21 protein-coding genes and 1 tRNA gene are annotated in these 24,245 nt (G+C 73.6%); 15 read left to right on the forward strand and 7 right to left on the reverse strand.

Features of this window, described 5'->3' with window-relative positions:
• The first annotated feature begins 3 nt into the window (after nucleotides 1-3).
• The 7 genes from F593_RS28015 to F593_RS0108520 all read left to right on the forward strand — a co-directional run bounded on the left by F593_RS28015 (nucleotide 4) and on the right by F593_RS0108520 (nucleotide 8,015).
• On the forward strand, nucleotides 4-1,086 hold the full coding sequence (locus F593_RS28015) for a redox-sensing transcriptional repressor Rex (protein ID WP_022928330.1): 1,083 nt from the start codon (nucleotides 4-6) through the stop codon (nucleotides 1,084-1,086).
• A gap of 35 nt (nucleotides 1,087-1,121) precedes the next feature.
• The gene (locus F593_RS0108495; RefSeq protein WP_022928331.1) at nucleotides 1,122-2,291 is read left to right on the forward strand and encodes a carboxylate-amine ligase; all 1,170 of its coding nucleotides are present in this window, start codon (nucleotides 1,122-1,124) and stop codon (nucleotides 2,289-2,291) included.
• A 13-nt stretch (nucleotides 2,292-2,304) separates the two neighbouring features.
• Entirely contained in the window at nucleotides 2,305-2,736 is a 432-nt protein-coding gene (locus F593_RS0108500; RefSeq protein ID WP_022928332.1) for a hypothetical protein, read from the forward strand.
• Nucleotides 2,737-2,879: 143 nt separating this feature from the next.
• Entirely contained in the window at nucleotides 2,880-3,650 is a 771-nt protein-coding gene (locus F593_RS0108505) for a hypothetical protein (protein WP_157251675.1), read from the forward strand.
• Between the two features lie 126 nt (nucleotides 3,651-3,776).
• Complete coding sequence (locus tag F593_RS0108510) at nucleotides 3,777-5,699, forward strand: amino acid permease (protein ID WP_022928334.1); 1,923 nt, start codon at nucleotides 3,777-3,779, stop codon at nucleotides 5,697-5,699.
• A complete protein-coding gene (locus tag F593_RS0108515) occupies nucleotides 5,696-5,977 on the forward strand; it encodes a hypothetical protein (protein WP_022928335.1) in 282 nt (93 codons plus the stop codon). The genes F593_RS0108510 and F593_RS0108515 overlap by 4 nt, the downstream gene beginning before the upstream one ends.
• 4 nt (nucleotides 5,978-5,981) lie before the next feature.
• Nucleotides 5,982-8,015 (forward strand): amino acid permease, encoded by a 2,034-nt coding sequence (locus tag F593_RS0108520; RefSeq protein ID WP_022928336.1) that lies wholly within the window; start codon nucleotides 5,982-5,984, stop codon nucleotides 8,013-8,015.
• Nucleotides 8,016-8,048: 33 nt separating this feature from the next.
• Here F593_RS0108520 and F593_RS29830 read toward each other — a convergent pair whose 3' ends face one another.
• Nucleotides 8,049-9,101 carry a hypothetical protein gene (locus tag F593_RS29830; RefSeq protein WP_157251677.1) on the reverse strand — a complete coding sequence of 351 codons (1,053 nt, stop codon included), beginning with the start codon at nucleotides 9,099-9,101 and terminating at the stop codon, nucleotides 8,049-8,051.
• Nucleotides 9,102-9,279: 178 nt separating this feature from the next.
• On the opposite strand from F593_RS29830, the gene F593_RS0108535 reads away from it, so the two are divergent.
• From F593_RS0108535 to F593_RS23600, 5 genes are all read left to right on the forward strand, one after another.
• On the forward strand, nucleotides 9,280-10,077 hold the full coding sequence (locus F593_RS0108535) for a class I SAM-dependent methyltransferase (RefSeq protein ID WP_022928339.1): 798 nt from the start codon (nucleotides 9,280-9,282) through the stop codon (nucleotides 10,075-10,077).
• A gap of 121 nt (nucleotides 10,078-10,198) precedes the next feature.
• Nucleotides 10,199-10,624 (forward strand): potassium channel family protein, encoded by a 426-nt coding sequence (locus F593_RS23595; RefSeq protein ID WP_022928340.1) that lies wholly within the window; start codon nucleotides 10,199-10,201, stop codon nucleotides 10,622-10,624.
• Nucleotides 10,624-11,286, forward strand: a complete 663-nt coding sequence (locus tag F593_RS0108545) for a potassium channel family protein (protein WP_022928341.1) — start codon at nucleotides 10,624-10,626, stop codon at nucleotides 11,284-11,286. Before F593_RS23595 ends, F593_RS0108545 begins: the two co-directional genes overlap by 1 nt.
• Before the next feature lie 122 nt (nucleotides 11,287-11,408).
• A tRNA-Gln gene (locus tag F593_RS0108550) sits at nucleotides 11,409-11,480 on the forward strand.
• A gap of 122 nt (nucleotides 11,481-11,602) precedes the next feature.
• Nucleotides 11,603-13,045: an NAD(P)/FAD-dependent oxidoreductase gene (locus F593_RS23600; protein ID WP_022928342.1), complete on the forward strand. Its 1,443-nt coding sequence runs from the start codon at nucleotides 11,603-11,605 to the stop codon at nucleotides 13,043-13,045.
• A gap of 90 nt (nucleotides 13,046-13,135) precedes the next feature.
• Here the strand turns inward: F593_RS23600 and F593_RS28020 are convergent, their stop codons facing one another.
• From F593_RS28020 to F593_RS23615, 3 genes are all read right to left on the reverse strand, one after another.
• On the reverse strand, nucleotides 13,136-14,269 hold the full coding sequence (locus tag F593_RS28020; protein ID WP_022928343.1) for a glucosaminidase domain-containing protein: 1,134 nt from the start codon (nucleotides 14,267-14,269) through the stop codon (nucleotides 13,136-13,138).
• A gap of 74 nt (nucleotides 14,270-14,343) precedes the next feature.
• The gene (locus F593_RS23610) at nucleotides 14,344-16,278 is read right to left on the reverse strand and encodes an ABC transporter ATP-binding protein (RefSeq protein WP_022928344.1); all 1,935 of its coding nucleotides are present in this window, start codon (nucleotides 16,276-16,278) and stop codon (nucleotides 14,344-14,346) included.
• Nucleotides 16,275-18,110, reverse strand: a complete 1,836-nt coding sequence (locus F593_RS23615; protein WP_022928345.1) for an ABC transporter ATP-binding protein — start codon at nucleotides 18,108-18,110, stop codon at nucleotides 16,275-16,277. The genes F593_RS23610 and F593_RS23615 overlap by 4 nt, the downstream gene beginning before the upstream one ends.
• A gap of 76 nt (nucleotides 18,111-18,186) precedes the next feature.
• Here F593_RS23615 and F593_RS29835 point away from each other — a divergent pair, with 76 nt between their 5' ends.
• The 3 genes from F593_RS29835 to F593_RS0108580 all read left to right on the forward strand — a co-directional run bounded on the left by F593_RS29835 (nucleotide 18,187) and on the right by F593_RS0108580 (nucleotide 21,182).
• Complete coding sequence (locus F593_RS29835) at nucleotides 18,187-18,411, forward strand: hypothetical protein (RefSeq protein ID WP_157251679.1); 225 nt, start codon at nucleotides 18,187-18,189, stop codon at nucleotides 18,409-18,411.
• Nucleotides 18,404-20,083, forward strand: a complete 1,680-nt coding sequence (locus F593_RS23620) for a DHA2 family efflux MFS transporter permease subunit (protein WP_022928346.1) — start codon at nucleotides 18,404-18,406, stop codon at nucleotides 20,081-20,083. The genes F593_RS29835 and F593_RS23620 overlap by 8 nt, the downstream gene beginning before the upstream one ends.
• Before the next feature lie 118 nt (nucleotides 20,084-20,201).
• Nucleotides 20,202-21,182 (forward strand): glutathione S-transferase family protein, encoded by a 981-nt coding sequence (locus tag F593_RS0108580; protein WP_022928347.1) that lies wholly within the window; start codon nucleotides 20,202-20,204, stop codon nucleotides 21,180-21,182.
• Between the two features lie 95 nt (nucleotides 21,183-21,277).
• Here F593_RS0108580 and F593_RS23625 read toward each other — a convergent pair whose 3' ends face one another.
• The 3 genes from F593_RS23625 to F593_RS0108595 form a co-directional block, all read right to left on the reverse strand.
• Nucleotides 21,278-22,090 (reverse strand): methyltransferase domain-containing protein, encoded by an 813-nt coding sequence (locus F593_RS23625; RefSeq protein WP_022928348.1) that lies wholly within the window; start codon nucleotides 22,088-22,090, stop codon nucleotides 21,278-21,280.
• 207 nt (nucleotides 22,091-22,297) lie between these two features.
• Nucleotides 22,298-23,455: a sensor histidine kinase gene (locus F593_RS0108590; RefSeq protein ID WP_022928349.1), complete on the reverse strand. Its 1,158-nt coding sequence runs from the start codon at nucleotides 23,453-23,455 to the stop codon at nucleotides 22,298-22,300.
• The gene (locus F593_RS0108595; RefSeq protein ID WP_022928350.1) at nucleotides 23,452-24,126 is read right to left on the reverse strand and encodes a response regulator transcription factor; all 675 of its coding nucleotides are present in this window, start codon (nucleotides 24,124-24,126) and stop codon (nucleotides 23,452-23,454) included. Before F593_RS0108595 ends, F593_RS0108590 begins: the two co-directional genes overlap by 4 nt.
• Nucleotides 24,127-24,245: the final 119 nt, after the last annotated feature.

The raw sequence follows: 24,245 nt of genomic DNA on the forward strand, positions 1-24,245 counted from the left end.
GGGGTGCCCGCCCCGCCCCCAGAGGTCGTCGTCTTCCTGCGCGCCGGCTGCCACCTGTGCGAGGACGCGCTGGCCGATCTCGAGGCGCTGAGCGGCCAGGAGCCCTTCGCGGTGCGGACCGTCGACATCGAGCGCGACGACCGCCTGCACGCCCGCTACCTCGAGCGCATCCCCGTGGTGGCGGTCGCGGGCGAGGAGCTGTGCGACTTCGCCGTCGACGCCGAGAAGGTGCTGGCCGCCGTCCGCGACGTGCGTGCCCGCCGCGAGGCCGTGGGTGGCGCGGAGGGCCGGCGCCCGCCGAGCACCGCCACCCCCCTCTCCGCCGTCGCCGCCCGCCGCATCGCCGCCCAGCCGCTGCGGCGGATCGAGGACCGCCCGACGGTGGTGGAGCCCGCCGTACCCGTCGCCGCCACGGAGCTGGCGTCCGTCGAGCTCGCGCCCGTCGAGCGCGAAGAGCCCGCGGTGCCGGAGGTCCGGCTCGGCGTCGGCCAGGCCGAGCGGCTCTCCCGGTACCTGCAGACGCTGACCCAGGCCCGGAAGATGGGCCGCGCGACGATGAGCTCGCAGGAGCTCTCCGCCCACACCCACGTCAACTCGACGCAGATCCGCCGAGACCTCTCCGGCTTCGGCCGGTTCGGCAAGCGCGGCGTCGGTTACGACGTCGAGGAGCTGGTCACGAAGATCCGCTCCATCCTGCACACCAGCACGCACGTGAGCATCGTCCTGCTCGGTGCGGGGTACCTCGGCCGGGCCATCGCCGGCTCGGACGTGTTCGCCGACCACGGCTTCGAGATCGTGGCCGTCCTCGACAACGACCCGGGCAAGATCGGCGCCCCGCTGGGTGACCTCGTGATCGGCGACGTCCGCCACCTCGGCGACGTCGTGCGCGAGAACGAGGTCGTCGTCGGCGTCATCGCCTCCCCCGCGAAGGCCGCCCAGGGCCTGGCGGACGAGCTCGTCGACGCCGGGGTGCAGATCATCTTCAACTACAGCGGCACGCTCCTGCGCACGCCGCCCGAGGTGACGGTGCACACCTCCAGTCCCGCCGTGGATCTGCTCCACGCCCTGTACTACTACCTCGCCTAGATGCCTTCTCCCGCGACCTCCGAGCGTCCCGCCTGATGGGTGCCGACGCAGCCATCGACCTGCCCGCGGCGACCGCGGCCTACGCCTCCGGCACCGACGGGACGGTGGGGATCGAGGAGGAGTTCATGCTCCTCGACCCGGCCACCCTGGACCTGGTCCCGCGGTTCGAGGACCTGCAGGCGCTGACGAACCGGGACCCGCTGCTGGCGACGTCCGTGGCGGGCGAGCTCATCCGCACCGAGGTCGAGATCCGCTCGGGCAAGGGCGAGACGCTCTCGGACGCCCTCGGGTTCCAGCGCGAGCACCGCCGCCGGCTGTTCGCCGCGTCGCAGGACCTCGGCGTCTGCCTCGGCGCCACGGGCACGCACCCGTGGGACGACTACCGCCACCAGACGTTCATCGACACGGAGCACTACCAGCGCGTCGTGGAGGGTCTGCGCTGGGTCGCCCAGCGCAACGCGACCTTCTCGCTGCACGTCCACGTCGGCATCCGCGATCCCGACCGGGCGGTCGCCGTCTGCGACCGCCTGCGCGGCGTGCTGCCGCAGCTCCTGGCGCTCTCGGCGAACTCGCCCTTCGTCGACGGGCTCGAGACGGGGCTGCACTCCGTGCGCACGCAGACGTTCACGAAGTCGTTCCCGCGCTGCGGCGTGCCGGACCACTTCGGCTCGTGGCGCGCGTTCTGCGAGTACCTCGAGCTCCTGCAGGCCACGGACTCCATCCAGGAGTACACCCAGGTGTGGTGGTCCGTCCGGCCGCACATCTCGTTCGGCACCGTCGAGATCCGCATCGCCGACGCCCAGAGCACGGCGGCCGAGGCCGAGGCGCTCACGCAGCTCATCGTGGCCTGCGCGATGCAGGCCGCCCGCGACCACGACGAGGGCCGCCCCTTCGAGCCGCCCGTCGCGCGCCTGGTCGAGGAGAACATGTGGCGCGCGATCCGCGACGGCCGCGCCGGCAAGCTCGTCGACTGGGACGCCCGCGCGGAGTACCCCGCGGCCGCGGCCGCCGACCGGCTCCTGGAGTGGACGGCGCCCGTGCGCTCCGAGCTCGGCATCGAGCCGCGGTTCCCCGAGAGGAACGGCGCCCAGCGCCAGCAGGACCGCGTCGCCGAGGGCGCCTCGCCCGCCGAGGCGTTCGCCGCCGCCGTGCAGGAGACCCAGGACTCCTACCCCGCTTCCGCGAGCCCGCGCACCGACCCCTAAAGGAGCGATCCACGTGAGCACCCAGGACCCGAACGACCCCGGCGCCCAGCCGGGCGGCCAGCCCTCCGAGCAGGAGATGATGGCCGCGTACGAGGAGCAGATGCGGAACATCCGCGTCGAGGAGCTGCTCGTCCAGGCCCTCGCGAGCATCATCGAGGTCGGCGGCCGCCGCGGCGGCCTCGCCGGCCCCCCGGAGGAGGCCGGCGACACCGACCCCGACCAGCTCGGCCTCGCGATCGAGGTCATCCGCGCGCTGCAGCCGCTGGCGGCCCCGCTGCTCGGCCCGAACGCCAGCCAGGTCGATCAGGCGCTCTCGCAGCTCCAGATCGCCTACACGAAGATCACCGGCGCCCCGGCACCCTCGTCGGGCGGCGCGTCCGGCGGCCCCGGCGGCCCCGCGGGCCCCGGAGCCGGCGGCAGCGGGCTCTGGACGCCCGGCCAGTAGCGCTCAGGGGGCCGCGGGCGCAGCCGCCCGCGGCCTTCACGCGACGTTGACACCCGCGGGCATCGGGCGGGCCTAGGCTCGACCGATCGGTCCCCGTCCGCCGCCGGTCGGGGGCGTCGTCCGCCAGTCCCCGGGAGCCCGCCGTGCCGAGTCCGTCCGTCCGTCCCTTGGCCCTCGCGGCCGGTCTGCTGCTCGCCCTGCCCGCGGTGGCGGGTGCCGACGGGGGCGTGACGGCCCCGTCCTACCCGGGCAACACCCTGCAGGTCGACGCCGACGGCCCGCTCGTGGCCGGGACGGCCCAGACCGTGAAGCTCTCCGGCCACGCGGAGTGGGGGGAGCCCACGTCGCCGACGAGCATCCTCTTCGGCGTCTCGATGTACGCGCAGGACCCGCGCATCGACCCCGCGTGCGCCCCGAGCTTCGGCGGCCAGCTCCAGAAGGTGATCAACCTGCCGGGGCTCAACGCGTCGGCCTCCCCGACCGGGTTCGTGGTCGGCGACGGCGCGATCCGCATCAGCCCGACACCCCCGGCCACGGGCCAGGACTGGTCGATCACGTCGCCGCCCTTCGTCGTCCGGCTGGGTGTCGAGCAGGTGCTGCTCTGCGCGTACCAGCGCTACGTCACCGACGACGTCGCGTCGTTCCAGCGCACGGTGCAGGTCGCCCAGCCCGGCTGCTCCTTCCGGCCCTCGTCCGTCCGTCGCGGGCGGGCCGCCCGCCTGCGCTGCAACTTCACCGGCGAGGTGACGGCCCGGCTGACCCGCAAGGGCCAGCGCAGCCGCACGGCCCGCGCGACGGTCGGGGCGGAGGGCACCGCGACCCTGAAGGTCGGGCGCCTCGCGAAGGGCCGGTGGACGGCGCGCTTCGTCTCGAACGACGTGGCGGTCGGGCGGGCCGCGTTGCGGGTGCGCTGACGCGCGGTCGCGTCGCGGGGGCACTGCGGCGACGGTCCGCGGCCGGCGCGGTGCGGGCCCGTCCCGCACCGCCTGAACGGGGTCGGCCGGTCCGGCGTGGGCGAGGCGTAGACTGCCCGACCGGCCATGGCCGAACGTCGCCTCCACGGACTCCAGCGCGTCCTCGGGACCAACGCGCTCTTCTCGACGGCCTACGGCAACGTCGGGTCGTCCATCTACTACGCCCTCGGGCTCGTGGCCGGCTTCGCGCTCGGCCTGACGCCCGTCGTCTTCGTCATCACGGGCGTCATCTTCTTCCTGACGGCCGCCACGTACGCCGAGGCGACCGCGATGTACCCCGAGGCCGGCGGGTCCTCGAGCTTCGCCCGCCGCGCGTTCAACGAGTTCTGGTCGTTCTTCGCTGCCTGGGGGCAGATGCTGAACTACACGATCACGATCGCGATCAGCTCGTACTTCGTGCCGCACTACATCGGCGGGCTGTTCGAGCCGCTGGAGTTCCTGCGTAGCGCGCCGGGCGACGTCGTCTTCGCGATCGTGGTCATCGGCATCCTCGCGTCGATCAACATCGTCGGCGCGAAGGAGTCCGCCGGGGTCAACATCGCGCTGGCGGTCACGGACTTCCTCACCCAGGTGCTGCTCGTCGGCCTGGGGATGTTCCTCGTCTTCAGCCCGGAGACGCTCATCGACAACGTCGAGCTGGGCGTCTCTCCGGAGTGGAAGGACTTCCTGATCGCGATCCCGATCGGCATGGTCGCCTACACGGGCATCGAGACGATCTCGAACATGGCCGAGGAGGCCAAGGACGCGGGCACGACGGTGCCCGCTGCGATCAAGCGCGTCGTGATCGCCGTCTTCGCGATCTACGCCTTCCTGCCGATGGTCGCCCTCTCGGCGCTCCCGGTGCAGCAGGACCCGAAGACCGGGGAGTACTTCACGCTGCTGGGCCTGGAGGAGGACCAGGGCGGGTTCGCCGGCGACCCGATCCTGGGCGTCGTGAAGAACATGGACCTCGGGGTCCTCCAGCAGCCCGTGCAGGTCTACGTCGGCCTGCTCGCCGCGACGATCCTGTTCCTCGCCACGAACGCCGGCGTGATCGGCGTCTCACGCCTCGTCTACTCCATGGGCGTGCACCGGCAGATGCCCGACCGGCTGCGCACGCTGCACCCGAAGTTCGGCACCCCGTGGGTGGGCATCCTCGTCTTCGGCGCCCTCGCGGCGCTGGCGGTCATCCCGGGGCAGGCCACGTTCCTGTCGAACATGTACGCGTTCGGCGCGATGCTCTCCTTCACGATCGCCCACATCTCGGTGATCCGGCTGCGGGCCCGGCACCCCGACTTCCCGCGGCCGTACCGCGGCCCCGGCAACATCACGATCCGCGGCGTCTCGTACCCGCTCTTCGCGGTGGTCGGCGGCCTGGGCACCGGCATCGCGTTCGTCGTCGTGGTCGCGCTGCACCCGGCGGTCGCCTTGGCCGGCGTGGGCTGGATGGTCGCCGGGCTGGTGATCTACCCGCTCTACCGCCGCAACCAGGGCCTCGACCTCAAGACGACCCACAAGATCGCCACGCCCGACGTCATCGTCGACCACGAGGCGGAGTACGAGTCCGTGATCGTGGCGCTGCTCGGCCTGCGCTACTCCGAGGCCGCGATGAACACGGCCACGGTGGTGGCGGCCAAGCGCCGCCGCGGCATCTACCTGATGGTGCCGATCGTCGTCCCGCAGTCCGCGCCCATCGACGCCCGCATGCCCGAGCAGGAGCGCGCCGCCGAGGCCCTCATCGAGGAGGCCCGGCTGCAGATCGGCAACCGCCTGCAGGCCCGCTGGGTCAAGGTGCGCGCCGGGCAGTTCGGCCGCGTGATCGTCGAGGACGCGCGCCTCACGAAGGCCCGGGCGATCGTGATGTCGATCCCGCCCAAGGCCGGGTCGGGATCCATCTACCGCAGCATCGACACCGTGATGGCCGAACGCCCCTGCCGCGTGATCCTCCAGGCCGACCCGGAGTCGCGGACGGTCGCCCAGCTCGCCGAGCGCGACGGGGTGGCGTCGTGAGCGGCGCCCGCCGGCCGGACGACTCCGGGCCGCAGGCGCCGGAGGATGCCGCCGGGGCCCGCCGCGGGCTCTACGGCGGGGCCACCGTCGTGCTCTCCTCGCTCGTGGCGCTGCTCGGCGTGGCGATGGTCGTGATCGCCCTGGCCGGCGGGGGCGGGCCGCTGGCCCGCGGCGTGCTCGTCGGCCTGCTCTTCGTGCTCGCGGGCGGCGGCCGCGCCTGGATGGCGTGGCGCGGCGCGAGCCTCGCGACGCCGAAGGAGGAGGACGACCGTGGGTGAGCCGATGGACCGCTCGAAACGCGTCGCCCGCCGCACGCTCGGCTCGCCGACGCTGTTCGCGATCACCTACGCGTCCGTGGCCGGCGGGCTCTACCTGCTGCTCGGGCCGATCGCGGGCGCCGCCCTGGGCGCGACCCCGATCGTGATGGTCGCCGCGGCGTTCCTCTTCGCCCTCGCCGTCATGACCTACGTCGAGGGGGCGTCGCTGCACCCCGAGCGCGGCGGCTCTCCGACGTTCGCCCGGCACGCGCTGGACGAGGCGTGGAGCTTCGTCGCGGCGTGGTCGCTGCTCCTGGACTCCGTGCTCCTGACGGCCGCGGCCACGCTGGCGGCGACGAACTACCTGGCGGTCGTGTGGGCCGAGACCGCGCGCGGCGTCGTCGAGCTCGTGCTCGCGGCGCTCATCCTGACCTTCGCGACCGTCCGCGCGGTGCGGGGCGGCACGGGCGGGCCCGCCACGAAGATCAAGCGGCTGAGCGCCGTCGTCGCCGTCGACCTGCTGCTGCAGGCCGCGGTCGTGGTCGTGGGCCTCGTGCTGCTCTCCGACCCGGGCTCCCTGACCCGGGGCCTCGACCTCGGCACGAGCCCGGACTGGCAGGGCGTGCTGTTCGGCCTCGGCGCCGCGATGATCGTCGTGATCGGCCTGGAGTCGGCCTCGGGCCTGGCGGGCGAGGTGAGGGCCAACCGCGCGGCGCTGCGGCGGCTCGTCGTCTCGCTGCCGCTCGTGATGCTCGTGCTGTTCGCGGGCGTCGCCGTCGTCGGGCTGATGGCCCTGCCGGTGGTCGACGGCGAGACGCCGCTCGGCGGTCGCTGGATCGACGCGCCGGTGATCGGCATCGTGGACCAGCTCTCGGGCTCGTGGCCGGTCGACGCGCTGAAGATCGTCGTCGGCGTCGCCGCGGCGGCCACGCTCATCGGCATGACGCTCGCCTCGCTCTCCAGCGCGGGCCGCGTCGCCGCCCAGATGGCCCGCCACCGGCAGCTGCCCACGCGCGTCGGCCGCCTGCACCACAAGCACGGCACCCCGTGGATCGTGATCTCCGCCACGGGCGTCGTCGCGGCGGTGCTCGTCTCGTTCCGCGACATGGACGCGCTCGTCGGCACCATGGCCTTCGGCGTCCTCCTCGCGCTGACGATCGCCCACGTCTCCGTCATCCGCCTGCGGTTCACGGAGCCGGACCTCAAGCGGCCCTACCGGATGCCGTTCAACGTGCCCTTCCGCGGCGCGTCCCTGCCCGTGCCGGCCGTCCTCGGGGCGATCCTCAGCGCCCTGGTCTGGGTCTCCGTCGTCGTCTCGCACCCCGCGGCGCGCACCGTCGGCCTGGCGTGGCTGGCGGTCGGCGTCGTCGGCTACGTGGCCTACCGCCGCTACCGTGGCCTGCCGATCCGGGGCCGCGTCGCCGTCCCGGAGCGCGCGCTGCGTCGCGAGGAGAAGCGCCCCGAGTACGGCTCCATCCTGGTCCCCGTCCTCGGCACGGCACTGGACGACGACCTGATCCAGACCGCCGGCCGGCTCGCGGGCGGCGACGACGAGACGGATCTCGAAGAGGGCTACGCCGTCGTCGAGGCCGTGTGGATCCACGTGCTGCCGATGTCGCTGCCGATCGACGGCCCGCTGCCGGACGGCCGCCGCCAGGAGGCGAAGGCCGCGCTGGCCCGTGCCCGCGCGGTGGGCGAGGAGTACGACGGCGTGCGTGTGGCGACCTCGGCCGTCCGCGCCCGCTCCCTGGGCCGCGCGATCGTGGACGAGGCCCACCGCCGCGGCTGCCAGGCGATCGTGATGGTCGCCCCGCCGCCGACCGGGCGCGCCCGCAGCGGGCGCAGCGGCACGCTGCTCGGCGCCTCGGGCGGCCGCGGCGAGGCGCTGGGCGAGACCGCGCGCTACGTCGTGGACAAGGCGGACTGCCAGGTCATCCTCACCGCCCCGGCGCTCGACGAGACGGAGGCCGTGATGCGCCGCCGCCGCGAGGCGGAGTCGGGTCCGGAGACGGACGGCGGCCTGACGGACGAGGACGAGCGCTGGCTCGAGCAGCTGTGAGTTACGGGCGCCGAAGCGCCCGCCCCGTCCTGTTCAGCGGCGTCGGACCGAACGGCCGGCCAGCTTGGCTCGGCCCTGGAACACGCTGATCTTCGTCACGCCGCGCTTCATCCGCAGCGTCTTGACACGGATCTTTGCGACGCCACCGACGAGCCGGCGCGTCACCTTGACCGTGCGCCCGCCGCGCTTGGCCCGGATCTCCACGGATCCGGAGGCGTTCTTGCAGCGGATGCCGAGCGTGCCGCGGGACGCCACGGTGCGCGGGCCGACGGTGCAGGAGGCCTTGGGGGCGGGGACCGGCGCAGGCGGCGCGGGCGGCGTGCCGACGAGGAAGGTGCCGGAGTCGACCACGACCAAGGGCGTGGCGTCCCAGGAATCACGGCCGATGTAGCCGCACAGGTGGTATCGGCCGGCGGTGTACGGCAGGCCGATGTTCGAGACGGTCGTCGTCGGGCCGCCTAGGAGGGCGAGTCCGGACAGCACGGTGTCCCCGTTGTTCACAGAGGCATTCAGACCACACGGGATTCCCTCGTTGTTGAGGTCGACCCGCAGCTCACGGCGCACCTCGGAGGACGTGACGACGGACAGGGGCACCGACTGGCCCGGAGCCGCCGTTCCGAGCAGGCTCATCGACAGCGATGCGGACGGGTTGCGGACGTCGAACGCCATCGAAACGGGCCCCACCGTTGCCCGATCATCGGGCCACGCGCTCTCGTAGACGTATGCGCAAGCGGTGCGCGGTCCGGAAGACTGCAGTGAGAAGTCAACCCGGGCCGCGAACGCACCCTTTGAGACGCGCACTTGCTCTGTGTCGACCCGCCCGTTCGCGTTCAGCTCGTGCGTCGAGGCGCACGGGACGCCCTGGGGATTGATGTCGACCGCGATGTAGCTGCTGTACTCCCCCTCCACGGCACCCTGCCCTTCGAAGACGATGGGCCGGTCCACGACGGGGTCGCCATTGACGACGCGCAGCGACGTAATCTGGTCGGCTGCGGCGGCAGCGGGAACCACGCCGAGGACGAGGGCAGCGAGGCCGCCTACGAGGCGCGCTCGCCGCGCGGCTGGCCGGGGTGACTTCTGGGACATGGGGTACGTCTTTGGTGTCGGGGCGTCCGCCGGTGCGGACAGGTGAATAGGGACGCGCCGCGGGCTCCCGTCCGAAAAGGACGGGCGGCCACTGGGACGGACGGGACCGCCACGACGCGCCATCGACTGTAGAGCCGGACTCGACCTTCGTATGCCCGGAGGCCTAGGATCCGGACCGATGATCGACTGGGGCCTGGGCAGCTACGAGCGGACCGCGATGCAGCTGGCGCCCGCGGCCGGCGCTGCGGTCGAGGCGGCCGAGATCCTGCCGGGCGACCGGGTGCTCGACGTGGGCTGCGGCACGGGCAACGCCGCGCTGCTGGCCGCGATGCACGGCGCCCGCGCGACCGGGCTCGACCCTGCCGCGCGCCTGCTCGAGGTGGCCCGGGGTCGCGCCGCCTCGGCCGGCATCGACGCCGACTGGGTGCGCGGCGACGCGCTCGACCTCCCCTTCGTCGACGACACGTTCGACGCCACGCTCTCCGTCTTCGGCGTGATCTTCGCGGCGCCGCCGGAGCAGGCCGTCGCCGAGCTCGTGCGGGTCACGGCCCCGGAGGGGCGCATCGTGCTGACGACGTGGGTGGGCGACGGCGCGCTCGCGAACGCCAGGGGCCTGCTGGACACGGCGATCGCCGAGGCCACGGACGACGGTGCCGGCGGGACCGATGGCCCCGCCTCCGCCCGGGCGCTGGACTGGGGCGACCAGGAGGACCTCCGCGCGCTCTTCGCCCCGCACGGCGTCGTGCCCGAGGCGGATCCGTTCCCGCACGCCTTCACCGCCGAGTCGGCGACGGCGCTCGCCGACGAGTGGCTCGCCCTGCACCCGCTCTGGGTCTCGGCCCGCGCGACCCTTGGCGACGAGCGCTACGCGGCGCTCCGCGAGCCGCTGATCGACGTGCTCGAGGCCGGTAACGAGGACCCGCAGGCGTTCCGGGTGACGAGCACGGCGCTGCTCGTCCGCGCGGACCTCGCCTGACGGGGCGCCGACGCGGGGGTCGCCCGGGCGCCCCGCGGCGGGCCGTCGCCCGCCGAAGGGCCCGTACGCGCCGGGCGGGGGCGGGGGTCGCGCCCGGCCGCCGCGCTACAGTGCCGCGCGTATGTTCGTGCTGATCGTAGGAGCCGGGCGCGTCGGCGCTGCCGTCGCGCAGTCCATGCTCGCGCAGGGGCACGACGTGTCCGTCCTGGACCAGGATCCGTTGAGCCATGAGCGGCTCGACGCGGGCCTGCCGTCCTCGTGGGAGGAGGCCGGGGGCCGCTTCACGGTCGGTCAGGGCATCGAGCTCGAGGCGCTGAAGGAGGCCGGCATCGCCGACGCCGACGTCTTCATCGCGTCGACCTCGGGCGACAACACGAACCTCGTGATCGCGCAGGTCGCGCAGAAGCGGTTCGTCGTCAAGACGGTGATCGCCCGCGTGATGGATCCCGCGCGCGCCACCTGGTACGCCGAGCAGGGGGTGCGGACGATCTGCCCGACCCTGCAGGCCATCTCCATGTTCGAGTCGGCGATCGTCGAGGTCTCCTGATGTACGTCGTGGTCGTCGGTGGCGGCAAGGTCGGCTGGAACCTCGCCCGCGAGCTCATCGACAAGGGGCACGAGGTCACGCTCGTCGAGCAGACCCGCCGGCGCTACCTCACGATCGAGGAGGAGCTCGAGCACGCCGTCCAGTACGGCGACGGCACCGAGATGTGGGTGCTCGAGCGCGCCGGCATCCAGCGCGCCGAGCTCGTCGTCGCGGTCACCGGCGACGACGAGGACAACATCCTCATCTGCCAGATGGCCCGCGAGAAGTACGACATCCAGCGCACCATCGCCCGCGTCAACAACCCGCGCAACCGCGAGCTGTTCGACCTGCTGGGCGTCGCGCCCGTCGTCTCCGCGACCGACCTGATCCTGCGCCTGATCGAGCACGAGGTCCCGAGCTTCGGCCTGGTGCACCTGCTCGACCTGCACGCGGAGCGGCTCGAGATCGTCGAGGTCGAGGTGACGGAGGCCGCGCCCGCCGCCGGCATGCGCGTCGCCGACATCTCCATGCCCGAGGGCTCGCTCATCATCTCCGTCCTGCGCAAGGGCGCCGGCTTCGTGCCGAAGGCCGAGACGGTCATCGAGGCGGGCGACGAGGTCCTCGTCGTCCTCGACCCGGGCCTCGAGGACACCATCACGGGCCTCTTCGCCGTCGGCGCCTGAGCTCCGCGGCGGCCCCACGGGCGGTCGCGGAGGCCACTCGGACCCCTCCTCGCGAGCGCGCCGCATCGTCGCGGCGGCCTCGCTATCATCCGCTACCGCGGAGCCGCCTCGGTGGCCCCCGTTGCGGGATGGTGTAATCGGCAACACACTGGTTTCTGGTTCCAGCATTCAAGGTTCGAGTCCTTGTCCCGCAGTCCTCACGAGCGTCGCCCCCGGGCGGCGCTCGTGTCGTTTGTGGGGGGGGCGCACGCTCCGTGCCGGCCCCGCGGCGTTCGTGCCGTTCGCCTCATGGCGCCATGGGGCATAGGCTCGACCTATGGCCTGGAACATCGTCATCGCCGGAGGCGGATTCGGAGGGCTCGAAGCCGCACGCAAGCTCGAGAAGCTCCTGCCGCACAACAGTGCGCAGGTGACGCTCGTCTCCGACCAGAACTTCCTGCTCTACACACCGCTGCTCCCGGGCGCGGCGGCGGGCACGCTCGAGCCGCGCCACGCCGTCGTGCCGCTACGCGAGCAGCTCAACGGCACGCGGCTGCGCCTCGGCTCGGTGACGGGCGCGGACCCCGAGCGCAAGGTCGTCTTCGTCACCACCGGCGACGGCCGCGAGGAGGAGCTGCCCTACGACCAGCTCATCGTCTCCGTCGGCTCCGTCTCGCGCACGCTGCCGATCCCGGGGCTCGCCGAGCACGCCGTCGGCATGAAGACGCTGCCCGAGGCGATCGCGCTGCGCAACCGCCTGCTGCAGAGCCTCGAGGTGGCGGAGGGCATCGACGACCCGCAGGAGCGCGCCGAGTGGCTGACGTTCGTCTTCGTCGGCGCGGGCTACGCCGGGCTCGAGGGGCTGGCCGAGCTGCAGGACTTCGCCACGGACGTCCTCGACAGCTACCCGCGCTGCCAGAGCCAGGGGGTGCGGTTCATCCTCGTCGAGGCGCAGGACCGCGTCATGCCGGAGATCCCGACGTCGCTGGCCGACTTCGCCATCCGCGAGCTCACGGCCCGCGGCATCGAGATCCGCACCGGCACGACGATCGACGCGATGACGGAGTCGACGGCCACGCTGGCGGGCGGCGAGACCGTCGGCACCCGCACCGTGGTGTGGACGGCGGGCGTGAAGCCGAGCCCCGTGGTCAAGCGCATGGGCCTGCCGCTGCACGAGCGCACCGGCCGGATCCTCGTGGACCGCACGCTGCAGGTGCAGGACGTCGACGGGGTGTGGGCCATCGGCGACGCGGCGCACGTGCCGGACCCCCGCAACCTCGAGCGCCCGACGCCGCCGACGGCGCAGCACGCGATCCGCCAGGGGCGCAAGGTGGGGGAGAACGTCGTCCGCACGCTCTCGGGCCGCAAGCCCGAGCTCTTCACGTACAAGACGCTCGGCGTGTTCGTCGACCTCGGCCGCGGCAAGGCCGTGGCGTCGACGCTCGGGCTGCGTTGGCGCGGCGCCCCGGCCTGGTTCCTCGCCCGCACCTACCACCTGGCCTCGATGCCGGGGACGAAGCGCAAGGTCCGCCTCGTCGCAGACTGGACCGTGGGCCTCTTCTTCGGCCGCGACGGCTCCGAGCTCGGCCGGCTCGGGCACCCGGGCCGGCTCGACACGCCGGACCAGATCGCCCTGGAGCGCGAGGCCGTCCGCCACGGCGCCAGCCCCTCCGCGCTGCCCCCGATCGAGGACGCCTCCGAGCCGCCGGCCCCCAACGCGAAGGACGAGGACGCCCTGACGGCGCCGCGCGTCAACGAGCCCGCCGGCGGCGGCGACTGAGGCCGGCGGGGCCGGGGTCGAGCGGCGACTCCGGCCGCGCGGCCCGCGCGGCCGCGCGGGCGCCGTCGCGGTCGCCCGCGTCGACGGCTCCTACGCGTCCCAGCCCTTGAGGGGCAGGGTCTTGTCGTTCATGAGCTTGATCAGCAGGCTGCTGTAGCTCGGGTCGGTGGCGTAGCCGGCCCTGTGGATCGCCTGGGCGAACTTCTCCGGGTCGTCGGAGTGGGCGAACGCGGGGGCGTAGCGGCTGTTCTGCTTGAGGAACAGGCCGTGGTCGTCGAACGACTCGCGCATGGAGGGGTACATGCGGAACTGGCCGATCTGGCGGACGGTCCGGCCGCCCTCGACCTCGTTCGTCGGCTTGTGGACGCAGCCGACGGCCTGCGTGCCCCAGCGGAACGTGCCGGGGGACACGAGCTGGGCCTTGATGCCGAAGTAGTTGTTCGCCCCGGCGGTCAGGGTGCCCGACGCCGACTCGAGGATGCCCTGGGCGAGGGTGACGGCGGCGGGCACGCCGGTCGTCTGCTTCGACTCCTTCGCCAGCGGGCCGGCGGCGGCGATGAAGTCCGCCCGGGTCGCGGGCGCCGGGTCGAGCGCGACGCTGGCGACGGACAGGCAGCGGCCCTGTCCGAGGTTGGTGGCGGCGGGCTTCGGGTCGGGGTAGCCGCAGTAGGGGGCGACGAGGGCGTTCTTCGACGACGTCTCCGTCGACGCGTCCGGCACGTAGCCCGTGCGGCCGTTCTTCAGCTTCACCCGGTTCCAGATCCGCGAGGTGCCGTACTTGCCGGTGGTGGGGGTGCCGTTGACCTGGCAGCGCACGCGGAACGCCTCGTCGCGGCGCAGCGTGCCGGCGGACGCCGTGCTCGTCGGGCTGACGCGGGCCGAGAGCCGAGAGGCCCCGGTGCGGACGACGGCGGAGGGTGAGGGGCGCTGGTTCGTGGCCCGCCCCTTCGCCGCCGACGCTCCACGCTTCGGCTTGGCGGCCTTCGAAGAGGCGGAGCCCTTCGCGGCGGCGGTGCCCTTGGAGGATGCGGTGCCCTTCGCGGACGAGGCCCCTGCCGCCGAGGCTCCGCCCCCTGAGGGCGTCCCCGCGGTCGATGACGGGGCCGGCGAGGCGGCGGCGGAGACGCCGCCCGACGCGGCGTGGGCGGCTCCGGTGGTCGCGGCGAGCGCCGCGGCGGTCACCAGCGCGGTGCGCGCGAGGGCGGTGGCGGGGCGTGGGAGCATCGATCGTCGAAACAGGCGAGGGCGGGCAGGGTTGCGGTCCTCGACGAACGTCGGGAACCGCGCGGCGCGGCGGATCAGGGGAGCGACGGCGCGGCGTCCTCCGTGCCGTGCTGCCAGTCCCGGTGCAGCTTGGCGTAGAACCCGTCCCGGTGCAGCAACTCTTCGTGCGTGCCGCTCTCGGCGACCCGGCCGCGGTCGACCACGACGATGAGGTCGGCGGAGCGGATCGTCGACAGCCGGTGCGCGATGACGACCGCGGTGCGGCCCGCGAGCAGCGTCTGCAGCGCCTCCTCGATGCGGCGCTCCGTCCGCAGGTCGACGTTCGCCGTCGCCTCGTCGAGGACGAGGATCGCCGGGCCACCGACACCCGTGGCGGGGCCGGAGACGACCGGTCCGGCGCCCCCGTCCGGGTCCGGGGCGACGTCGGGCGCGCCGACGTGGCGGTCGGCGGGGCTGCCGGCGATGAGCGCGCGGGCGAAGGCGACGAGCTGCCGCTGGCCGGCGGAGAGCGACGTGCCCCGCTCGCCGACCTCGGTGTCGAGCCCGCGGGGCAGCGCGTCGAGGATCTCGCCCGCACCGATGCGGTCCACCGCGGCCTCGACCTCCTCGCGCGTCGCACCGACGCGGCCGAAGGCGATGTTGTCCGCGACGGTCCCGGAGAACAGGTAGCCCTCCTGCGGCACGATGCCCATCCGGGAGCGCAGGTCGTTCTGGCGCAGGTCGCGCAGGTCGACGCCGTCGAGCAGCACGCGGCCCTGCACGGGGTCGATGAAGCGCGTGGCGAGCTTGGCGATCGTCGATTTGCCCGCGCCCGTCTCGCCCACGAGCGCGACGGTGGCGCCGGCCGGGATCGTCAGGCACACGTCCTCGAGCACGGTGCGGCCGAGCACGGCCTCGCCGTCCGGCCCTCGGGTCCCGCCGTAGGAGAACGTGACATGGTCGAAGCGCAGCTCGCCGCGGAGCGGGTCGGGCAGCGGCTTCGGGTCCTCCGGGTCGGTCAGCGTCGACTCCTGTTCGAGCAGCGTGCCGATCTTGTCGAGCGCGGCCATGCCGGACTGGAACGTCGTGTAGACGTTCGACAGATCGGTGATCGGGCCGAAGAAGTTGTCCAGCGCGGTGACGAAGCCGATCAGCACGCCGATCGTCACGGCCCCGTCGATGGCCTGGCCGCCGCCGACGAGCAGCACGATCACGATCGCGGCCGTCGACAGGTACTCCACGGCGGGGAAGTACGCCGCGTTGAGGTGCACCGTCTTCATGTTCGCCGCGCGGTTGTCGTCGCCGAGCTCGGAGAACCGCTGCAGGTGGCCGCGCTCGCGGCCGTAGGCGCGGATGACGCGGACGCCGGAGAGCGTCTCCTGCAGGTGCGCGGTGATGGCGCCGATCGTCTCGCGGGTCCGGGCGAACGCGTCGACGGACGCCAGGCGGAACGCCAGCGAGGCGCCCAGCAGCACGGGGATCGTGATGAACGTGATGAGCGCGAGCTGCACGTCGAGGGAGAGCAGGATCACGATGGAGCCCGCGAGCAGCAGCAGCGACTGCACGAGCGTCACGAGGCTCGACGAGATCATCTGCTGCAGCGCGTCGACGTCGTTCGTCAGGCGCGAGACGAGGACGCCCGCGCGCTGGCGCTCGTGGTAGCTGACCGGCATCTGCAGCAGGTGGCGGAAGATCCGCTCGCGCAGGTCGGAGAGCAGGCGCGCGCCGAGCCAGCCCACGAGGCGGGCGAGCGCGACGCTCGAGGCCAGGCCCACGAGCGAGATGACGACGAACGAGACGACGAGGATCGTCAGCTGGTTCAGGTCGCCGTCGGCCAGGCCGTCGTCGACCGCGCGCTGCACGAGCGGCGCCGGGGCGAGCATCGCGCCGGTGGAGAGCAGCAGCGCGATGCCGAGCAGCCACAGGCGCAGCCGGTAGGGGCGCAGCATGCCCAGCAGGTCGCGCACGCGGCGGCCGCGGCCGCGCGAGGCGGCGCGCCGGCGCCGCACGTCGGTCATGAAGGTGCTCATGCCTCCTGCACCTCCGTCGGGCGGTCCTCGCGGGTGAGGAACACCTGGTCCGCCAGCCCGTAGGTGACGATCTCGCGGTACAGGCTCGAGCGCTCGACGAGCTCGGCGTGGGTGCCGACGTGGGCCACCTTGCCCTGGTGCAGCACGACGACGCGGTCGGCGAGCAGCACGGTCGACAGCCGGTGGGCGATGACGAGCGTCGTGCGTCCGCGCATGACCTCGCGCAGCGCGTCGGTGATCCGCTGCTCCGTCGAGGCGTCGACGTTCGAGGTGGCGTCGTCGAGCACGAGGATGCGCGGGCCGCGCTCCGGCCGCACGCCGTCGGGACCCGGGGGCCGCTCCGGCCCGGCCAACAGGGCGCGGGCGATCGCCAGGCGCTGGCGCTGGCCGCCGGAGAGGGTCAGGCCGCGCTCGCCGACCACGGTCTCGTAGCCGTCGGGCAGCTCGCCGATGAACTCGTCGGCGCGGGCGCGGCGGGCGGCGGTCACGACCTCCTCGCGGGTCGCGCCCGGCGCGGCGTAGGCGATGTTCTCCGCCACGGTCGCGGTGAACAGGAAGGGGTCGTCGTCGACGATCGCGATCTCGTGGCGCAGCGCGATCGGGTCGAGGTCGCGCACATCGACCCCGTCGATCAGCACGCGGCCGGCGACGGGGTCGTAGAGGCGGGGGAGGAGCTGCATCAGCGCGGTCTTGCCCGAGCCGGTCTGGCCCACGACGGCGACGCGCTCGCCGGCCTGCACCTCGATGGACACGTCCTGCAGCGCGGGGACGTCCTGCTCGGGGTAGCGCAGGGTGACGTCGTCGAGGACGACCGCGCCGATCGCGGAGCCGTCGGCGCCCGTGGGCAGCGTCTTGACCCGGTCGGCGGGCGGCGCCACGATGGCGGGCTCGCGGTCGAGGATCTCGAACAGGCGGGTGCCCGACGCCGTCGCGCGCTGGGCCAGGCCGAGCATCACGCCGAGCGAGCGCAGCGGCTGGACGAGCATCATCACGTAGACGAAGAACGCGGTGAACTGGCCGACGGTGATCGTGCCGTCCACGACCATTCGACCGCCGACGAGCAGCACGATCGCCAGGCTGATCTGGGGCAGGAACTGCACGACGGGCTGGAACCCGGCGTCGATCCGCACCGCACGCAGCTGCTTGGCGAACGCGTGGTCGACGGCGTCGGAGAAGACGCGCTCGCGGCGCTCCTCGGCGGCGAACGCCTTGACGACGCGGATGCCGGAGATCGACTCCTCCGCGGCGGCGGTGACCTCGGCCACGGCCTGCTGGGCGTCCTGCTGCGCCGGGCGGCCGCGCGTGCCGTAGGCGTGGCCGACGAACACGATCAGCGGCGCCGGCAGCAGGCAGGCGAGGGTCAGCAGCGGCTGCTGGATCGTCATCGCCACCGCGGCGAGCACGACGGTCAGGAGCGACTGGACGATGAAGACGAGCCCGTAGCCCAGGAAGAACCGCACGGCGCTCAGGTCGACCGTGGCGCGCGACATGAGCTGCCCGGTCTGCCAGCGGTCGAAGAACCCGAGGTCGAGCACCTGCAGGTGCCCGTAGAGGCGGTCGCGCAGGTCCTGCTCCACGCCGAGCGAGACCTTGCCGGCCACGAGGCGCCGGCCGATCGTCAGCAGCATGCGGCCGAGGCCGAGCAGCGCGATGGCGATCGCGAGCTCGTTCAGCCCGCCGTGATCGCCCGCGCGGATGCGGTCGATGGCCCGGCCGATGAGGGCTGGGCTGACGACGGTGGCGCCCATCGCCAGCAGCGCGAGGACGAAGGAGACGGCCCACAGACGGCGGTACGGCCGCAGGAATCCGATCAGGCGACGAAACGTACCCACGGTTCGATGGTACGGACCGGCTCCCGCGGCCAGATGCCACCGGGGATCGCGCCGCCCCAGCCGCGATACTGCGGCGGTGAGCTCGGTCCCCTTCGGCCTCTGCGCCGGCTGCGCGCACCAGCGCGTCGTGGGCAACACGCGCGGGTCGTCGTTCTCGCTCTGCGGGCTCTCCCGCACCGACGACCGGTTCCCGCGGTACCCCCGCATGCCCGTGGCCGCCTGCCCCGGATTTCGTCCCCGCGACGGGCGTCCGACGGATGCGGAGGACGCCCGTCGCCGCGAGGATGAGCCCCATGGATGACGTCTCCCCGGACCTCCGGGTCCAACCAGCCGGTGGCGCCGACGCCCGCACGAAGCGCCTGACGCTCCTGGCCTGCGTGCTGGGTTCGACGATCGTGATGATCGACGGCAGCGTCGTGAACGTCGCGCTCCCGTCGATCCGCGGCGACCTGGGCGGCGGCCTCGCCGGCCAGCAGTGGGTGACGAACGCCTACCTCCTGACGCTCGGCTCGCTGCTGCTCGTCGCGGGCTCCCTCGGCGACGTGCTCGGCGAGCGCCGGGTGTTCCTGCTCGGCGTGGCCGGGTTCGGCGTGACCTCCGTGCTCTGCGCGCTGGCCCCGACGATCGAGGTGCTCGTGATCGGGCGCGCGCTGCAGGGCGCCGCGGGCGCCGCACTGACCCCCGCCGCGCTCGCCGTGATCGTCGCGACCTTCGACGCGAGCGAGCGCAACCGGGCGATCGGCACCTGGACCGCCTGGGGCGGCATCGGCGCCGCCGTCGGACCGGTGCTCGGCGGCTGGCTCGTCGACGTCGCCTCCTGGCACTGGGTGTTTCTCATCAACGTCCCACTCGTGCTCGGCACGCTGCTGCTCATCGCCCGGGTGATCCCGCGGCCCGCGCCGGCCGGCCCGGGCGCGCCGAGCACCCCCGCGCGGCGGCTGGACCTGCCCGGCGCGCTGCTCTGCGCCCTCGGCCTCGGGGGCATCACCTTCGGCCTGATCCAGCAGCCGCTCAGCGGCTGGGGCGCCCCGGACGTCGCCGGGCCGCTCGTCGCCGGCGTCCTGCTGCTGGCGGTCTTCGTCGCCTACGAGGACCGCACGGCGGACCCGATGCTGCCGCTGGGGCTGTTCCGGCGGCGCAACTTCGTGGTCGGCAACGTCGAGACGTTCGTGATGTACGGCGGGCTCTCGCTGCTCTCCTTCTACCTCGTCATCTTCCTCCAGCAGGTCGCGGGCTGGGACGCGCTGGAGGCCGGCGCGGCCCTGCTGCCCGTGACCGCGGTGATGCTGGTGGCCGCCGGCCGGTTCGGCGGGCTCGCCGACCGTTACGGGCCCCGGTTCTTCATGGGCGTCGGGCCGCTCATCGCCGGGTCCGGGCTGCTCCTGCTGCTGCGGATGGACGCCGACGTCTCCTACGTCACGGACCTGCTGCCCGCCGTCGCGCTTTTTGCGCTCGGCCTCTCGATGACGGTGGCGCCGTTGACCGCCACGGTGCTCGCGGACGCCGAGGCCCGCAACGCCGGCGCGGCGTCCGGGGTCAACAACGCGATCGCCCGGGTCGCTGGCCTCGTGGCGATCGCCGGCGTGGGCGTCGTCGTCGCGTCGTCCTTCGCCGGCGACGTCGACGCGCGCCTGGGCGACCGGCCGCTGAGCGCGGCCGGGGAGCGGTCGGCCGCCGAGCTCCGCGACGGCGCGTTCTCGCGCCCCGACACCGCCGGGCTGCCGGCGGACGAGGCCGCGACGCTGCGCGAGGCGGCGCGGGGCGCGTCCGTCGAGAGCTTCCGCGTGGGCATGGGGATCTCGGGCGGCCTGGTGATCCTCGGCGGGCTGGTCGGCGCGGCGGGCATCCGCAACCCACGCCGCGAGGTCGCCTCCGCCGACTGCGGCGGCGGGCAGTGGACGGGGCAGCCGTGCGACGCCGCGAACCCGGAGGCGACGGGGGAGCTCGCCGCCGCTCCCGTTCGTGCCGGTTGAGCGTGCGGGTGGCGTCCCGCCGGGTGCTCGCCCTCCGGCCGGAGTCACGGGCTGGACGGATCCCGGTCGTCCCGGTAGCCTGGTGGTTGCACGCGCAACGATCAGGACGAGGGAACGCATGAGCCAGGACACGGACACGGGCGGCGACGAGGGTCGCGACGCCGGGGGCTGGACCCGCGAGATCGGGGAGAAGGGCGAGTTCAAGCGGCAGGCGAGCGTCTTCCGCGACCGGGTGACCGCCGACGGCTCCGGGCCGTTCCCGGCCGCAGCCGGGCGGTACCACCTGTACGTCTCGCTGGCCTGCCCGTGGGCGTCGCGTGCGCTGCTCGTCCGGCAGCTCAAGGGCCTGGAGGACGCGATCGACCTGACGATCGTCGACCCGTACCGCGACGAGCAGGGCTGGGCGTTCCGCCCCGGCACCGTCACCCCGCCCGGCCAGGCCGACCCGCTGCACGACTGGAAGTTCCTCTCCGAGGCCTACGAGCTCTCGGACCCCGGTTTCGACGGCCGCGTCACGGTCCCGGTGCTGTGGGACACCGAGAGCAACCGCATCGTCAACAACGAGTCCGGCGACATCGTGCGGATCCTCAACGCGGAGTTCGACGCGTTCGCGAAGCACCCCGAGGTCGACCTCTACCCCGAGGACCTGCGGGACGAGATCGACCGGCTGAACGAGCGGATCTACGACACGGTCAACAACGGCGTCTACCGCTCGGGCTTCGCGACGACGCAGGAGGCGTACGAGGAGGCGGTGACCCAGCTCTTCGACTCGCTCGAGTGGCTCGAGGGCATCCTCGGCGAGCGCCGCTACCTGACCGGGGACCGGATCACGGAGGCCGACTGGCGGCTCTTCGTCACCCTCGTGCGGTTCGACCCGGTCTACGTCGGCCACTTCAAGACGAACCTGAAGCGGATCGTCGACCTGCCGAACCTGTGGGGCTACACGCGCGACCTGTATCAGCAGCCCGGGGTGGCCGACACGGTCAACCTCGACCACATCAAGACCCACTACTACACGACGCACCCGTCGATCAATCCGACGCGGATCGTGCCCGTCGGCCCCGAGATCGACTTCACCACGCCGCACGGCCGCGGCTGAGGGCGCCCGCGCCGACCGCCCGCAGGGGGCGGTCGGCGCGACGGCGCGGCGGGGCGGCGCCGCGTGCGGTGACGCGCGAGCCCCGCGGCAGCCGCTCAGCCCGCGGCGGCCTCGATCTCGTCGAGCCAGCCCGCACCGATCTCGCCGCGCTTGCGGGCGATGTAGGCGTGGTAGTGCAGCGGCTGGCCCGAGACGGCCAGCCGGTGCTGGTACACGTGGTCCGTGACGACCTCGAGCGCGCCGGCGGCGTGCATGCGGCGGATGAGGAGGCTGAACCCGGACGGGTCCTCGTCCGTGAGGAAGTCGTCCTTGATGGTCATCGCGACCCAGCCGTCCTGGGCGAGGTAGTCGAAGGCCGTGGCGAACGCGCGCGGAGGGATGTCGCCGAACCCGAGCGCCGCGACGGTCGTCAGCGCGGTGGGGCCGAAGTCGCGAAGACGCTCCACGCACGTCGGGTCCGGGTCCGTCAGGTCGCAGACGACGTAGTCGTCGTAGACGTCCGGGCGGTCGCGGGCGGCGGCGGCCTCGGCCTCGGGCAGGATGTCGACGCCGACGAGCGCCTGCGCTCCCATCGTCCGCAGCTCCTCGGCCACCATGCCGTTGCCGGCGCCGAGGTCGAGCACCCGCAGGGCGGTCGGGGACACGCCGGCCTCGGTCAGCCGCTCCTGGAGCAGCCCGCGGACCACGCGGGGCGAGTCGCAGTGCAGCTCGGTGTAGAAGAGCCGCTCGTAGAGCCCCGGGATCGTGAAGATCCGGTCGTAGTCGTGGAACCGCAGCCGCTCCGTGCCGGTCGGCAGCACGACTTCGCACCACTCCTCGTCCTGGTCCGGCGTGTCCGCGCGGGCCTCGGTCCGGGGGAGGCGGACCTCCAGGTCGTCGGCGTGGATCTGCGGCGCGGGTGTGCTCATGGGGCTCCTGGGGGCGGGGGCGGGGCGGTCGCCGTGCGGACGACGACCGGGCCGGGGCGGCGGCAGCGCGGCGGGTCACCCACGCCGTCTGCCGCCGGGGGACTCGCCCCGGCGCTCCGCCACAAGCGTAGCGATCTGTGGCGCCGTCCCACACCCCGAGTTGTGAAATATGCAACGCAGGTGTGAACGACGCGCCGCCTCCGCGCGCTACGGGGCGGGGGCGGGCACCCGCAGGTGGACCGCGAGTCCGCCGGCGGGGCCGGGGCGGGGCGTGACGTCCAGCGTGGCGTGGTGGAGCTGCGCGATCCGGGCGACGAGCGCCAGCCCGAGGCCGTAGCCGGACGGGTCGCCGTCGCGGGTGGTGCGCCCGGCGCCCCGGTGGAACGGCTCGACCAGCCGTGCGGCGGCCTCGCGGGTGAAGACCGGGCCGTCGTTCTCGACCCGCAGCGTCGCCGCGCCCGCGTCGCGGCCGGTCGCCACCCGCACGGTGCCCGGGGCGGTGCCGTGGCGCAGCGCGTTCTGCACGAGGTTGGCCACCGCCTGGGACAGGAGCGGCTCGTCGCCGACGGTGGGTGCGGCCGCCAGATCGGTCTCGAGGACGACCTCGCGGCGGCGGGCCTCCGGGGCGTGGTCCGTCACGACGTCGCGCGCGATCGCGGCCAGGTCGACGGGCTCGGACGCGGCCCGGACCGCGTTGGCGTCGGCGAGCCGCAGCAGCGCCTCGGTCAGTCCGATCGCCCGGCCGTTCGTGACCTGCAGGCGCTGGAGCAGCCTCGGCACGTCCTCACCCTCCGGGTCGGCGCGGGCGACCTCGAGCATCGCGGCGGTGACGGACAGCGGCGTGCGCAGCTCGTGGGAGGCGTTGGCGGCGAACCGCTCCTGCGCCCCGAAGGCGTCGTGCAGCCGCTCCAGCATGTGGTCGATGTCGTCGGCCAGCTCGCCGAACTCGTCGGCCCGGCCGGTCATGCGGATGCGGTGGTCGAGCCGTCCGGTCGCGGCGATCCGAGCGGCGGCGGAGATCTCCTCCAGCGGTCGCAGCACCCATCCCGCCAGCATCCAGCCCCCCGCGAGGCCGATGACGGCCATGGCTCCCAGGACGCCCGCCGACATCTTGAGGACGGTGCGGACGACCTCGTCCCGGGACGAGACCCCGGGCCCCCCGATGAACCGCTCGTCCGCGATCGGCACGTTGGGCACGTAGCGCAGCACGACGAACACGCCGAGCAGCACGGCGACGCTGGCGGCGACGAGGAAGATGGCGTAGCTCAAGGCCAGCCGCAGCCGTGCGCTCATCCCGCGCCGGGGACGCGGTCGGGAGGAGACCGGCTCGCCGCCCCGCCAGTCCGTGCCGTCGACGGCCGTCATGCGTTGGCGGCGGGGTCGACGAGCCGGTAGCCGACCCCGGTCACGGTCTCGATGACGTCGGGGGCGCCGAGCGCCTTGCGCAGCGTCGACATCGTCACCCGCGGGGCGCTCGTGAAGGGGTCGGCGTTCTCGTCCCAGACCTTCTCGAGGAGCGTCTCGGCGCTGACGACGCCGCCATCGGCCCGGAGCAGCAGCTCCAGCACGGCGAACTGCTTGCGGGTCAGCTTGAGGTAGCGCCCGCCGCGGTACGCCTCGCGCCGGAACGGGTCGACGCGGAGGTCGCCGAACTCCATCACCGGCGGGGCGACGGCGGCCGGACGCCGCGCGAGCGAGCGCAGCCGCACGACGAGCTCCTGCACGGCGAACGGCTTCGTCAGGTAGTCGTCCGCGCCGAGCTCGAAGCCCTCGACCTTGTCCTCCAGGCGCGACGCGGCGGTGAGCATGAGGATCCGCAGGCCGGGGTGGTCACGGGCGACGATCGCGGCGACCTCGTCGCCGTGGGTGCCGGGCAGGTCGCGGTCCAGGACGAGCACGTCGTACTCCGTCACGGCGATCCGCCGCAGCGCCTCGTCGCCGTCGAGGGCCAGGTCGACGGCCATCCCCTCGCGCCGCAGGCCCGTCCCGAGCGCCTCGGCGAGGAAGCGCTCGTCCTCGGCGATCAGGACGCGCACGGGGCGGGGGAGGAGGCGGTGGGCACGGGGCCGGCGACGGACACGGGGCCAGTCTAGGTCGGCCGATGTTGCGTCCCCGTATGCCCGCGGGCCTACGGGGACGCAACGTCGGGCTTGGT

The sequence above is a fragment of the Patulibacter americanus DSM 16676 genome (assembly GCF_000420025.1).
In the GTDB taxonomy this organism is placed as follows: Bacteria; Actinomycetota; Thermoleophilia; order Solirubrobacterales; family Solirubrobacteraceae; genus Patulibacter; species Patulibacter americanus.

What these genes read in the sequence shown, in the direction of transcription:
- F593_RS0108535 (WP_022928339.1), top strand. Translation starts at nt 9,280, where the DNA reads ATGATCGACTGGGGCCTGGGCAGCTACGAGCGGACCGCGATGCAGCTG.
- F593_RS28020 (WP_022928343.1), bottom strand. Translation starts at nt 14,269, where the DNA reads ATGCTCCCACGCCCCGCCACCGCCCTCGCGCGCACCGCGCTGGTGACC.
- F593_RS0108520 (WP_022928336.1), top strand. Translation starts at nt 5,982, where the DNA reads ATGGACCGCTCGAAACGCGTCGCCCGCCGCACGCTCGGCTCGCCGACG.
- F593_RS0108545 (WP_022928341.1), top strand. Translation starts at nt 10,624, where the DNA reads ATGTACGTCGTGGTCGTCGGTGGCGGCAAGGTCGGCTGGAACCTCGCC.
- F593_RS0108590 (WP_022928349.1), bottom strand. Translation starts at nt 23,455, where the DNA reads ATGACGGCCGTCGACGGCACGGACTGGCGGGGCGGCGAGCCGGTCTCC.
- F593_RS29830 (WP_157251677.1), bottom strand. Translation starts at nt 9,101, where the DNA reads ATGTCCCAGAAGTCACCCCGGCCAGCCGCGCGGCGAGCGCGCCTCGTA.
- F593_RS23610 (WP_022928344.1), bottom strand. Translation starts at nt 16,278, where the DNA reads ATGAGCACCTTCATGACCGACGTGCGGCGCCGGCGCGCCGCCTCGCGC.
- F593_RS23620 (WP_022928346.1), top strand. Translation starts at nt 18,404, where the DNA reads ATGGATGACGTCTCCCCGGACCTCCGGGTCCAACCAGCCGGTGGCGCC.
- F593_RS23595 (WP_022928340.1), top strand. Translation starts at nt 10,199, where the DNA reads ATGTTCGTGCTGATCGTAGGAGCCGGGCGCGTCGGCGCTGCCGTCGCG.
- F593_RS0108510 (WP_022928334.1), top strand. Translation starts at nt 3,777, where the DNA reads ATGGCCGAACGTCGCCTCCACGGACTCCAGCGCGTCCTCGGGACCAAC.
- F593_RS23600 (WP_022928342.1), top strand. Translation starts at nt 11,603, where the DNA reads ATGGCCTGGAACATCGTCATCGCCGGAGGCGGATTCGGAGGGCTCGAA.
- F593_RS0108495 (WP_022928331.1), top strand. Translation starts at nt 1,122, where the DNA reads ATGGGTGCCGACGCAGCCATCGACCTGCCCGCGGCGACCGCGGCCTAC.
- F593_RS23625 (WP_022928348.1), bottom strand. Translation starts at nt 22,090, where the DNA reads ATGAGCACACCCGCGCCGCAGATCCACGCCGACGACCTGGAGGTCCGC.
- F593_RS0108580 (WP_022928347.1), top strand. Translation starts at nt 20,202, where the DNA reads ATGAGCCAGGACACGGACACGGGCGGCGACGAGGGTCGCGACGCCGGG.